We start from the raw sequence: 12,317 nt of genomic DNA, 5'->3' as shown, positions 1-12,317 counted from the left end.
TGGGGATGCCATTATTAAACCGAAACATCTCTCTTTCCTGATTGGAGGCACCGGCAAAAACTGAACGGCAACCTAAAAACAGTAATCCAAGGATGGAGATGTCGCACTCCCAGGCAACCATCCGCTAAAACTGTAAATTAAAGGGGAAGAGTGGATGAACAACGGCAAAGTTAGAATTTATGAATTATCAAAGGAATTGAATTTGGATAACAAAGAGCTACTAGCAATTTGCGACCAGCTCGATATTGCGGTCAAAAGCCATAGCAGCACGATTTCAGAATCCGAGGCAGAAAACATCCGGGCGGCAGCAGAAAAGCTAGCAGCTACGAATGTGTCAGCCAAAAAGGAACTAGGTACAACCAGCCATAAGCCAAATTCACCACCCAACGGCGGACGTAACCGACCTGCTGCACCCCACAAACAGCAAATTTTGGAAATACGCAAACCCAAAATATTGAGAAATACTACTCCCAACGCCCCAGAGGCGTCACTTGCTAACAATACCCAAGCTGCCTTGTCTGAAGCTAATCCTCCCTCTCCGCCACGGCCTTTCGCTACACCAGTCTCACCCCAAAAACCGGCAGCACCAACTCGACCTGTGCCCCGGACTCAATCTGAGACTCAAGAGCAACCTTTGATTGCTGACTTGCAACAAACGCATAATCCAAATCCGGCACCGGAAAAAATAGCATCCCAAAAACCGGAAAAAATAGTTCCACCCAGACCAAAATCGGAAAAACCGATCAAACCACAACTAGTTGCTCCTCCAGCCAGACCTGCGGCGGAAGAAGCGCAGGTGACAGACGAGCCACCAGTATCTCAGGCAGATAAACCGATCCTTAAACGCGACCAACGGCAACGACCCGCAGAAGGCGATCGCGAGCAAATTAAGCCAAGAATCGCTAAACTGCCAACAGACCAGTCTCCACCATCTGCACCACAAAGAACAAGTCGTCCCACTCCTGCACCCAGCAGACCAGAACAGAGGGGTAATAGACCATCTGCTCCATCGCAACCAGGAGAAGGGCAAAGACCTAGACCAGCACGTCCAGGTGAAGCAGTAGCAGCCGCAATGCCGATCGCTACTCCCCCCAGACAGATATCAGGAATAGCGAGCAAATCTCAAGGATTGGGTGATGAACCAGTCACACCGGATCTCCTCGATTTGAAACGCCCAAGTCCGCCTCGACCGACCAAAGGCGGCAAAAAGTGGGTAGAAGAAGAAATAATTGACGAGGTTAAAGAAAAGGCAAAATCTGGTGTTAAAGGCAAGCGAATCAAACCCATACTTGATGATGAGTTTGAAGAAGATTTGCTGGATGACGACGATATCGACTCACCAGCCACAGTCCAAGTCAGCCTTTCCATCGCTCGTCCTCCCAAACCGAAAGCGACTCGACCTGTACAGATAGCAGGTGCAACTCTTGCTAGCGCCCCAACTGCAAGAGCGAAAAAGTCTGGTTCCAGGTCTGGTTCCAAGTCAGGTTCTGGGCGTGACCAGCAGCAAAACCGTCGCCAAGAAGCCGAGACAAAGCGCGATCGCCCCGAAAAAGTGGCGATCACAGGGCCGTTGACTGTGCAAGAACTAGCTGACGTTTTAGCTGTTCCCGATACAGAGATTGTGAAAATCCTGTTCCTTAAAGGTATGGCGGTGAGTATTACCCAAAATCTGGATATTCCCACAATTACCCTGGTAGGAAAAGAACTAGAAATAGAAGTCGAAACCGCCGAGCGAGAAGCAGAAGCTCGGAAAGTCACGGAAATGGTCGGCGTAGAAGACCTAGAATATCTCCACCGCCGTCCGCCAGTCGTGACAATTATGGGTCACGTAGACCACGGTAAAACAACTCTACTCGACTCAATCCGCAAAACAAAAGTGGCTGCTGGCGAAGCTGGCGGGATCACTCAACACATTGGTGCATACCATGTGGATGTGGAACATGAGGGCAAACCGCAGCAAATAGTCTTCCTGGATACTCCTGGTCACGAAGCCTTTACAGCTATGCGGGCACGAGGAGCGCGGGTAACAGACATTGCCGTGTTGGTAGTAGCTGCTGATGATGGCGTCCGTCCCCAAACCGTTGAAGCGATTAGCCATGCCCAAGCTGCGGGAGTGCCAATTGTCGTTGCAATCAACAAAATTGACAAAGAAGGAGCACAGCCAGAACGTGTTAAACAAGAACTCACTCAGTATGGTTTAACTTCAGAAGACTGGGGTGGTGATACGATCATGGTTCCCGTGAGCGCAATTAGAGGTGAAAACCTGGATACGCTCCTAGAGATGATTCTGCTGGTAGCAGAGGTTGCAGAACTATCTGCTAACCCAGATCGTACCGCCAAAGGAACAGTTATTGAAGCACATCTGGACAAAGCTAAGGGAGCAGTTGCTACCTTGCTAATTCAGAATGGTACCCTGCATGTGGGAGATATCTTGGTAGCTGGCTCGGCTTTCGGTAAAGTCAGGGCGATGGTGGATGACAGAGGCAAGAGAGTAGACATTGCTTCTCCTTCCTTTGCTGTCGAGGTATTAGGTTTAAGTGATGTGCCAGCAGCCGGCGACGAGTTCGAGGTCTTCGAGAACGAAAAAGAAGCCAGAGCGCTCGCTAGCGATCGCGCAGACAGACAACGTCTATCCCGCCTGTTACAGGGACGTGTTACCCTCACAACCCTCTCAGCTCAAGCACAAGAAGGCGAGTTGAAAGAACTCAACTTAATCTTGAAAGGAGACGTACAAGGTTCAGTGGAAGCCATCGTGGGAGCGCTCAAGCAAATCCCGCAAAACGAAGTCCAAATTCGGATGCTGTTGGCTACGGCTGGGGAAATCACCGAGACAGATATCGATTTAGCCGCTGCTAGTAACGCTGTAATTATCGGCTTTAACACCACCTTTGCCAGTGGCGCTAGACAAGCCGCCGATGAAGCAGGTGTCGATGTCCGGGAATATAACGTAATCTACAAACTCCTAGAAGATATCCAAGATGCCTTGGAAGGTCTTTTGGAACCAGAGTTGGTGGAAGAACCCTTGGGTCAAACCGAAGTCCGTGCCGTCTTCCCAGTCGGTCGTGGTGCGGTTGCTGGTTGCTACGTTCAATCTGGCAAGCTAGTTCGTAACTGCAAAGTCAGGGTGCGACGCGGCGGTAAGGTGATCTATGAAGGTGTCCTTGACTCCCTAAAACGGATGAAAGAAGATGCCCGTGAGGTCAACGCTGGTTATGAATGCGGTGTCGGCATCGATAAATTCAATGATTGGGTTGATGGTGACATCATCGAAGCTTATCAGATGGTTACAAAGCGCCGCACTCTCACCTTAACGAGATAGTGTTGAGGGTAAAATGGTTAGAAGTTAGGAGTGATAAATTAGGAGTTAGGAGTTAAAGGCTGCTAATTCCTAACTCCTAACTTTATAACTCACAACTTTTTATAATATGCATTCATTTCGCTCTGAACCTATTTTGTGGATTCACGTCGCTGGATTAGCGACGTTGCCTGTTTTTTTAGTACTCTGCTTATTGTTCTTGTCTGTAGGTGAGCCATTTTTGCCAGTCTGGATGGAGCTATTCTTAGTTGCCGCCATTGGTATTCTTCCCCTATTATGGATGCAGTTGCGTCGCCCCTTTTATATATTTGCTCTTTTAGGAATAGCCCTAAAGCCAGAAAATCTGACTGAACGGCAGCGGAAAATTCTCTGTTTAATTAATACAAAATTAAATCGTATCCTGGCATTAGTGGCAGCAGTCTTGTCGGTTTTGATACTGTGGAATCTTTACCAAATTGCCCCATTAGTAGCAAATTCAGCTAAATTCCTTCCACAATGGCGCAGCCTTGCACTAGTGCTGGCGGGATTAGCATTTTTGGGTGGCAATTTATTTTTACAAATACCTGTGAGTGTAATGCGAGTTTTGGTGACTAATGACACAGAATTTGCTGGCATAGAACCATTATCTTTAGAAAAGATTAAACAAGATTTCACAATTTTAGGGGTGCGAGTTAATCAAATCGTGCCTCGATTATTACAATCCTTGTTTAAGATAAATACAGATTCGTAGCAGCCCGTAAAGTATATTATTGAACTTTAAAGGGCTACAAATAAGTATCAGAAGATGCAGGGGTGCAGAGGAGCAGAGGAGAATAACTAATAATCAATGACGCTACTTGCTCCACTTGGGGAGACCCCAAGACCCTTCGGGTTCGGCAGTCCCCCATCGACGGGAACCACCAATACGGGGGCTGCCTCACCGCAGTGGCTCCCCAATGCCCCATTGCCAATATCCAGTTACCGTTGAAGATAAACAAAGGAATGAGGAACTATGGCTCAAATTCCAGCTTCTAGTGATCGCCAATTTTCTGCCGATACTGAAATTTGGTATGGCCTCAAATGTGCAATCTCCACTAGTTCCGGTTTTCAACGCTGGCAACTAGAACGCGATGCTCAATTAGAGGGAATTCGCTTGGAACATCAGGTACAGAGGTATTTAAGAGAAACTTTAGAAACTTTAGCTTACTAAACACCTAATAAATCTTGTAAGCTTGTTTGCAAGTGGCGGAGTTGACGGTATGCACCCTGTAAGCGATCGCCATCAACTTCCACTTCATTTGTGGGATAATTCTTCATAATTTCAATCAGCGACACTTGCCCGTCTTGATTCGCAGAAAGTACCAAAGCGGCTCGTAAAGCTTGCTGATTTGCTCTTTGAGAGGGTGTAGAAATAACTTGACTAATTTGATCCAAAATAATATTACCAATCTGGCTATTTAGCACTTTATCTAAAAATACAGGATTTACCTTCACAGGCTTTGTTAAATATTGACGAATGGCTTTGGGGTCTTGTCGTGCCAAAGCTAAATTAACTTTTAGTGAACCTGAGAGTTCACCTGTTTGGGCAAAGGTGGATATTTCCTCTACAGAAAGTGATTCACGGAAGATACCATACTTTAGCACTACTCGTTCTGCTGCAAAGGCGGGAGTGGACAAAAACAGAAGACAGATAATGCTTACTAAAACTAAGATGCGACGCAGCTTTAAAAAATTAAAACGCATTTCTCCCGATTTCCAATAGGTTTGCTTTTTTTGTGATGATATTCCAGCAGAATTAGTTGCAGCACATAGCTTTAGGGAATACTAAAAATCGCCTCATCCCCATAGTGCCCCTAAAAAAGTTTTCTGAATAACACAATATAACTAATGTATAAGTTCTGTGACCTATCTAGGGAATTTAGCTGAATCAGTGCTAATCATCCAGTATAGTTTTGCATGGGTTTCAGAGCAGCTACAACGCTGTTATCTTTAACTTTGTTCGACATACCGTAATTCAGACATCACAGACGGAAAAAATGAAATATCGGGGTTATTACATTTCTCTAGTGAAAAATTTTCGCCTTCTTTCCAGTAGTCATCTTAGGTATACTTTGCGCGTAGGAGCCGGGCTAACGGCAATACTTGTTGTTTCTAGTGGGTCAATACTACTACCTAATGAGGTTAATGCTGATACCACTCCTCCAGAAAATATCGCCCCAACTCATACAGTGCAAGCTCCTGCAACTGCCGCAGCGATTTACGTTAATCCAGCAACTGGTGCAGATAGGGCTGGTGCTGGTACAACCTCGGCAGCACCCTACAAAAGCATCAGTTTCGCTCTCAGTCAAGTCCAAGCAGGTGCAGTGATTCAATTAGCACCTGGTACTTATAACCAGGAAAGTGGTGAAACCTTCCCGCTTTTACTTAAACCAGGGGTGACACTGCGAGGTGATGAAGCTAGTAAAGGTCAGGCGATATTGATTACAGGTGGAGGCTTCTACACTAGTCGCACCTTTGCTAGACAGGACATTACCATCCTTGCCGAACAAGATAGCACGATCACTGGTGTCAGCGTCACTAACCCAAATAGTCGGGGTACGGGTGTGTGGGTGGAGTCAACTAATCCGATTATCAAAAACAGTACTTTTACTAACAGTGTTAGAGAAGGTGTTTTTGTCACGGGTACAGGCAATCCCAAAATTGAAAGTAACCTGTTTGTGCAAAACAAAGGCAATGGGATTTCAATTGCTAAGACTGCTCAAGGAGAAATTCGGGGTAACATATTTCAGGATACTGGTTTTGGTCTTGCAATCGGTGGGACTTCCACACCTCTAGTTGTAGAAAACCAAATTATCGAAAACCAAGACGGTCTTTTTATCTCAGAGTCAGCCAAGCCCGTATTGCGTAAAAATTACATTCAAAACAATAAACGGGATGGAGTAGTAGCGACTGTCAACGCTTCACCCGACCTTGGTACCAACGAAAATCCTGGTGGCAATCTTATCCGCAATAACACTCGTTATGATGTGAATAATGCCACTAAAACTGTTCAAATTGCTGCTGTTGGCAACGATATCGATCAGAAAAAGATTTTTGGCTCCGTAAATTTTGTTGCTGCAACTGTTGAACCCCCTGGAGGGCCTGTTGCCTTTAAAGATGTACCAGCAAATTACTGGGCAAAAACCTACATCGAAGCTTTAGCTTCCCAAAATATCATTGCGGGCTTTCCTGATGGCAGCTTTAAACCCAATGAACCTGTAACCCGCGCTCAATTTGCCACTATTGTCACTAAAGCTCTAAAGCCACCAACTAAACGCGCAGCCATTCAGTTTAAGGATGTAGCAAGCAATTTCTGGGCTTACACTGCCATTCAATCTGCTTACCAGAGTCAATTTGTTTCTGGCTATCCTGATGGCACTTTTAAGCCACAGCAGCAAATTCCTAGAGTGCAGGCATTGGTCTCTTTAGCTAATGGTTTGGGCTTAACTGCAAGTAATCAAAATGTCGTTTCCTTTTACACCGATGCTGCTCAGATTCCTAATTATGCGATCGCACCAGTTGCCGCTGCAACTACACGGCAACTAGTAATCAACTATCCCACAGCCAAGCAACTCAATCCTAATCGTCAGGCGACTAGAGCCGAAGTTGCTGCCTTTGTTTACCAGGCACTTGTTAATGCTGGACGTGCCCAACCAATTCCTTCATCTTATTTGGTAACAGTTCAGTAAATGTCTAGTTAGCAAATTGGAAACGCCAGACTGATAATTTATTAGTCTGGCGCTTCCAATCTAGTGGTTTTTTAATTTTCGGGTTTTTTAATTATAAAATTTCAGGCCTTTAAATATATAGCAAAAGCCAAGGCGGTTAGGACATTAACAGATGATAAAACTTAGACACAAAGCTACTTTTCGCCCAGTCCCCAGTCCCTAGTCACCAGTCCCTTGCTATAGTTGACCCCATTTAAATGTGATTGGGTTTATGGTCAGGGTCTTTATATTGGCTGACCCCGTTTCAACGATTCCTATTTTCTCAGAAACTTTTGCTTTTTGATATTTCCTAATAATTTTTTTATGTTTTCTTTCTGGATATTTTAATCGTAATGATTCAGCACCCAGGAGTCAGGATTCAGAATTTATCAGGAATCTAGAATAATTAGTATATTTCATTCATCAAATGTTCTTCTGATTCTTTAACTATTCTGAATCCTGAATTCTTACTTTTAATCTTCATAAAAGCATGAGTAAATTTGAAAAAAAGATATATTAAAAGAAAGTAGTCAAAAATTAACTAGCTAAGATTTTTCCCTTCAAGAATTAGGATTTTTACCCGAATTGGGGCGTTGTTGCCGACGCTGTTCCCAACGCCAAAGGAAAACCATTAAAGCAACTATTCCGAGTTGGAGAGCTAAACTAGGCAAAGCACTCTCAACATTGCGTCCGGCAAGGACTTGAAAGAAAAAGACGAATGCACCGAGTGAGCCAGAAGCAGCGAAAGCGATGTAGAAAAATTGTCGGAAGCCGCGATAAGGAGCGGCTATTTCTGCTTTCAGGCTGGCATACTGTTCAGGATTAAGGCAATTTTTGGGATTTTGATCTACCATGATTAAATCATGTTAAACTTAGAGATTGTGTACGCCGATGTGGCTCAGTGGTAGAGCAGCTGATTCGTAATCAGCAGGCCGTGGGTTCAAATCCCATCATCGGCTTTGATGAAAGTATTCCTCAATATTTAGAGTTTGACATAAATTGTACAGATGAAATATTATCAAGGTGATCGCATTCTAACTCCAAAGGTGCGATCGCCTTTCCAGTTCGGTGAAATACTGTTAATGCACTCTTTGAGGGCGGCGTTTCAACTTATCTTGAAATGCCGCCCTCATGTTTTCTGGCTGACACCCGCGTTCAGGACTTTTACAGGTTTGCTCCCGCCTCGACCCCCGATCGCCCAACGATCGAAATTACGCCTAGAAACCCTCGAAGACCTTTTCGCCCAGACTATGCCAGGTCAAAGCGATCGAGGTTCATCACCTTGTCCCACGCCGCCACAAAGTCATGCACAAATCTCGCCTGCGAGTCCTCAGCTCCGTAAACTTCCGCGATGGCTCGTAGCTGAGAGTTCGAGCCGAAAATGAGATCAACACGGGTAGCAGTCCACTTGAGTGAGCTCGTTTTGCGATCGCTACCCTCGAACACATCTTCCGCTTCAGAGGTTGCCTTCCACCCCGTGCTCAGGTCAAGCAGGTTCACAAAGAAGTCATTGGTCAACGTCTCTTTTCGAGCGGTGAAGACGCCGTGTTTGGACGCTTCAAAGTTTGCACCTAGGACGCGCAAGCCGCCCACAAGAACCGTCATCTCAGGAGCTGATAGGGTTAGCAATTGCGCCCGATCAACCAGCAACTCTTCAGGCGATTCGCTGTGTTTGCCGCTGGAGTAGTTGCGGAACCCGTCCGCCTTTGGCTCAAGTGGGGCAAAAGATTCCACATCCGTTTTCTCTTGTGACGCATCCGTACGTCCAGGTTTGAAGGGAATCTTGACATCATGCCCAGCGTTCTTCGCCGCTTGCTCAATGCCTGCGCCTCCGCCCAGAACAATCAAGTCGGCAAGCGAAACTTGCTTTCCGCCGGATTGCGAGCTGTTGAACTCCCCTTGGATGGCCTCTAGGGTTTGCAGCACCGTTGCCAACTGGGCTGGCTGGTTGACCTCCCAATCCTTCTGCGGCGCGAGACGAATCCGCGCCCCATTTGCCCCACCGCGCTTATCGGAGCCGCGGAAGGTCACTGCCGACGCCCAAGCGGTCGAAACCAGTTGGGAGACAGACAGCCCCGAAGCGAGGATCTTGCCCTTGAGAGCAGCGATGTCCTGCTCATCAATTAATTCATGCGTGACTGCGGGGATGGGATCTTGCCACAAGAACTCTTCTTCGGGAACCTCTGGGCCGAGATAGCGCGATCGGGGTCCCATGTCGCGATGGGTCAGCTTGAACCACGCCTTGGCGAACGCGTCTGCGAACTCATCCGGGTTCTGATGGAAGTGCCGCGAAATCGGCTCGTAGATGGGGTCTAATCTCATGGCCATGTCTGCCGTGGTCATCATCGGGGCGTGACGTTTCGACGGATCGTGCGCGTCGGGCACTGTATCTGCGCCAGCGCCATTTTTAGGTGCCCACTGATGTGCACCCGCAGGACTTTTCACCAGCTGCCAGTCATATTTAAACAGGGTATCGAGATAGCTGTTGTCCCACTGTGTCGGAGTGGAAGTCCATGCGCCTTCGATACCGCTAGTGATCGCATCGACGCCGATACCCGTGTTGAAGCTGCTCTTCCAGCCGAGACCCTGCTCCACAATGGTGGCACCCGCAGGCTCATGACTTACGAACGACGATTCGCCCGCACCATGACATTTGCCAAATGTATGTCCACCGGCAACGAGCGCGACCGTTTCTTCATCGTTCATTGCCATTCGACCAAAGGTTTCGCGAATGTCGCGTCCTGAGCCAACCGGATCGGGCTGGCCGTTTGGCCCTTCCGGGTTCACGTATATTAGACCCATCTGAACGGCACCGAGAGGATTCAATAGTACCCTGTCGTCGCTGTAACGCTCGTCGCCGAGCCAGGTTTTCTCAGATCCCCAGTAGATGTCTTGCTCTGGCTCCCAAACATCCACGCGCCCGCCGGCAAAGCCGATCGTCTTGAAGCCCATTGACTCTAGGGCGCAGTTGCCAGCGAAGACCATCAGGTCGGCCCAGGAGATTTTCTTGCCGTATTTCTGCTTGATGGGCCAAAGTAACATCCGCGCCTTGTCGAGGTTGGCATTGTCGGGCCAACTGTTGAGCGGCTCAAACCGCTGGCTACCCGAGCCTGCGCCGCCGCGACCATCGCCAATTCGATACGTGCCTGCGCTGTGCCAAGCCATTCGGATGAAGAGTGGCCCATAATGACCGTAGTCAGCTGGCCACCAGTCCTGAGAGGTGGTCATCAGCTCGAAGATATCTGCCCTCACGGCAGCTAAGTCGAGACTCTTGAACTCAAGAGCGTAGTTGAATGCCTCACCCATAGGATTGGCTCGTAGTGAGTGCTGGTGGAGGATGCTCAGATTCAAATAATTCGGCCACCAGTCTCGGTTCGACGTCACATGACGAGCCGTAAGTTTCTGACCTCCACCTGTAAACGGGCATCCGCTTTCGCTGCTCATATGTGTCTCCTATCAAATGTTGTGGTGTGGATTTTTTTGATGTATTGCAGCTATTGCAAATAAATAACACATGGGCAATTGAATGAGAAATATAATCTCAAAGAAATATAAACAACGTTATGATTCTAAATCAGGACTTACGCAAAAATAACGTAATTTCGTCATTACGAGCGATAGCGTTCGCGGAGCGTCTCGTAGAGAAGTAATCGCCTCTGACGCTCTTATTGCTTCCCTACACTCCGTTTCGGTCGCAATGACAATATCGGCGTTGCGTAAGTCCTGTAACAATTGCGATCGCAAAAGCTATAAATGCGAACTCCGAAATAACAATTGCGTTCGCAAAAGCTATAAATATGAACTCCGAAATAACAATTGCATTCGCAAAAGGTATAAATGCGAATGCCGAAATAACAATTGCGTTCGCAAAAGCTATAAATGCGAACTCCGAAATAACAATTGCATTCGCAAAAGCTATAAATGCGAACGCCAAATCTATAAATGCGAACCCAAAAGCTATAAATGCGAACGCCAAATCTATAAATGTGATCGCAAAAGCTACAAATGCGAACGCCGAAATAACAATTGCGTTCGCAAAAGCTATAAATGCGTTGGCGTGGCCCACCACAGGCATCGCATCCATCTTCGTTTTTACCTGAAACTGGTAGTGGGCGATCGCAAAATTAGTATATTGTCTGTTCACAAGTAAAAAATACTCATCCACGAGGTTCTTTCATTGGCAGAAACACATCATTTGTGATGAAATTCTACACTTTTCTGTAATTTAGGGTGTTGGTGTTGAATTTTTCTTATGATCTAGTTGCGTCTCACACCCTTGCCCATGAATGAACAGCGTCAGCAAGCCTATCTCAACCTCATTCAATGCCTGTTGAATTGCCGTACTAACGATGAATTCCAAGAAACTTTGGCAGCAAACCAAGAATTAGTAGATATTGGCTTCTTGCAAACAATAGAAGCAGTAGCACAGAGGTTTTCACAGCAAGGGGATGAGAAGAGAGCGAATTGGTTGCAAAGCTTGGCAATGCAACTAGGGGAAAGGTTGAATCTAGATAATAAAGTAGATTTGCAATCTCTCAGTGAGGAGGAGATACAAATATATTACCAATTCTTGATGGAGGTAATACAAGCAACCGCAGACAGTAGTGGTAATTCCCAGGTAGTTTACCCTTTGCTGGCTAAGAATACAGACAAACTTGATGGAGTATTAGCAGAAATATTGCGCCGTTGGGGGACAAATAGACTTGGGGAAGCGAAAGCAGATGAAGCGGAAGATTTAGCAGCAGATATTGTCGCATTTAGCAATCTAATTCAGCAATTCCCTTTGGGTAGCAAAGCCAGCAATATGGAAGTTGCCATTACTGGCTATGAAGTCGCGTTGACAGTCTACACCAGAGAAGCTTTGCCTGAATCTTGGGCAGCAACGCAAAATAATCTCGCAATTGCCTACAGCGAGAGAATAAAAGGAGACAGGGCAGATAACATCGAAATTGCGATTGCTGCTTATACTGCTGCTTTAACTGTCTACACCAGAGAAGCTTTGCCTGAATCTTGGGCAGCAACGCAAAATAATCTTGCAAATGCCTACAGCGAGAGAATAAAAGGAGACAGGGCAGATAACATCGAAATTGCGATCGCTGCTTATACTGCTGCTTTAACTGTCAGAACTTCTGAAGCTTTGCCTGAATCTTGGGCAACAACGCAAAATAATCTCGCAATTGCCTACAGCGAGAGAATAAAAGGAGACAGGGCAGATAACATCGAAATTGCGATCACTGCTTATACTGGTGCTTTAACTGTCTACACCAGAGAAGCTT

The 12,317-nt window shown here is 46.5% G+C and carries 8 protein-coding genes, 1 tRNA gene and 1 pseudogene; 6 read left to right on the top strand and 4 right to left on the bottom strand.

Annotation, left to right across the window (positions count from 1 at the left end; all coding sequences use genetic code 11):
• The first annotated feature begins 154 nt into the window (after positions 1 to 154).
• The 3 genes from infB to V7K89_RS06835 all read left to right on the top strand — a co-directional run bounded on the left by infB (position 155) and on the right by V7K89_RS06835 (position 4,505).
• On the top strand, positions 155 to 3,319 hold the full coding sequence (gene infB / locus V7K89_RS06845; RefSeq protein WP_335185569.1) for a translation initiation factor IF-2: 3,165 nt from the start codon (positions 155 to 157) through the stop codon (positions 3,317 to 3,319).
• Positions 3,320 to 3,425: 106 nt separating this feature from the next.
• The gene (locus V7K89_RS06840) at positions 3,426 to 4,046 is read left to right on the top strand and encodes a low-complexity tail membrane protein (protein ID WP_335185567.1); all 621 of its coding nucleotides are present in this window, start codon (positions 3,426 to 3,428) and stop codon (positions 4,044 to 4,046) included.
• A 261-nt stretch (positions 4,047 to 4,307) separates the two neighbouring features.
• Entirely contained in the window at positions 4,308 to 4,505 is a 198-nt protein-coding gene (locus V7K89_RS06835; protein WP_335185565.1) for a hypothetical protein, read from the top strand.
• On the opposite strand, the gene V7K89_RS06830 is transcribed toward V7K89_RS06835, so the two are convergent.
• Complete coding sequence (locus V7K89_RS06830) at positions 4,502 to 5,038, bottom strand: alpha/beta hydrolase (RefSeq protein WP_335185563.1); 537 nt, start codon at positions 5,036 to 5,038, stop codon at positions 4,502 to 4,504. The genes V7K89_RS06835 and V7K89_RS06830 overlap by 4 nt on opposite strands.
• A 293-nt stretch (positions 5,039 to 5,331) precedes the next feature.
• Here V7K89_RS06830 and V7K89_RS06825 point away from each other — a divergent pair, with 293 nt between their 5' ends.
• The gene (locus V7K89_RS06825; protein ID WP_335185561.1) at positions 5,332 to 7,023 is read left to right on the top strand and encodes a DUF1565 domain-containing protein; all 1,692 of its coding nucleotides are present in this window, start codon (positions 5,332 to 5,334) and stop codon (positions 7,021 to 7,023) included.
• A 578-nt stretch (positions 7,024 to 7,601) separates the two neighbouring features.
• On the opposite strand, the gene V7K89_RS06820 is transcribed toward V7K89_RS06825, so the two are convergent.
• Positions 7,602 to 7,895: a DUF3493 domain-containing protein gene (locus V7K89_RS06820; protein WP_335185560.1), complete on the bottom strand. Its 294-nt coding sequence runs from the start codon at positions 7,893 to 7,895 to the stop codon at positions 7,602 to 7,604.
• Between the two features lie 33 nt (positions 7,896 to 7,928).
• Here V7K89_RS06820 and V7K89_RS06815 point away from each other — a divergent pair.
• Positions 7,929 to 8,000: transfer RNA gene (locus tag V7K89_RS06815), tRNA-Thr, on the top strand.
• 289 nt (positions 8,001 to 8,289) lie between these two features.
• Here V7K89_RS06815 and katG read toward each other — a convergent pair.
• On the bottom strand, positions 8,290 to 10,485 hold the full coding sequence (gene katG / locus V7K89_RS06810; protein WP_335185559.1) for a catalase/peroxidase HPI: 2,196 nt from the start codon (positions 10,483 to 10,485) through the stop codon (positions 8,290 to 8,292).
• Positions 10,486 to 10,717: 232 nt separating this feature from the next.
• On the bottom strand, positions 10,718 to 11,206 hold the full coding sequence (locus V7K89_RS06805; protein ID WP_335185557.1) for a hypothetical protein: 489 nt from the start codon (positions 11,204 to 11,206) through the stop codon (positions 10,718 to 10,720).
• A 117-nt stretch (positions 11,207 to 11,323) separates the two neighbouring features.
• On the opposite strand from V7K89_RS06805, the pseudogene V7K89_RS06800 reads away from it, so the two are divergent.
• A pseudogene (locus tag V7K89_RS06800) lies at positions 11,324 to 12,317 on the top strand (CHAT domain-containing protein); the annotation flags it as partial.

Source organism: Nostoc sp. (assembly GCF_036917515.1).
Taxonomy (GTDB): Bacteria; Cyanobacteriota; Cyanobacteriia; order Cyanobacteriales; family Nostocaceae; genus Nostoc.
The sequence above is the reverse complement of the archived record's forward strand: the minus strand, read 5'-3'. Positions and strand labels throughout refer to the sequence as shown.

Excerpts from the sequence above, each read along its gene's own strand:
- infB (WP_335185569.1), top strand. The coding sequence starts at position 155 with ATGAACAACGGCAAAGTTAGAATTTATGAATTATCAAAGGAATTGAAT.
- V7K89_RS06840 (WP_335185567.1), top strand. The coding sequence starts at position 3,426 with ATGCATTCATTTCGCTCTGAACCTATTTTGTGGATTCACGTCGCTGGA.
- V7K89_RS06835 (WP_335185565.1), top strand. The coding sequence starts at position 4,308 with ATGGCTCAAATTCCAGCTTCTAGTGATCGCCAATTTTCTGCCGATACT.
- V7K89_RS06830 (WP_335185563.1), bottom strand. The coding sequence starts at position 5,038 with ATGCGTTTTAATTTTTTAAAGCTGCGTCGCATCTTAGTTTTAGTAAGC.
- V7K89_RS06825 (WP_335185561.1), top strand. The coding sequence starts at position 5,332 with ATGAAATATCGGGGTTATTACATTTCTCTAGTGAAAAATTTTCGCCTT.
- V7K89_RS06820 (WP_335185560.1), bottom strand. The coding sequence starts at position 7,895 with ATGGTAGATCAAAATCCCAAAAATTGCCTTAATCCTGAACAGTATGCC.
- katG (WP_335185559.1), bottom strand. The coding sequence starts at position 10,485 with ATGAGCAGCGAAAGCGGATGCCCGTTTACAGGTGGAGGTCAGAAACTT.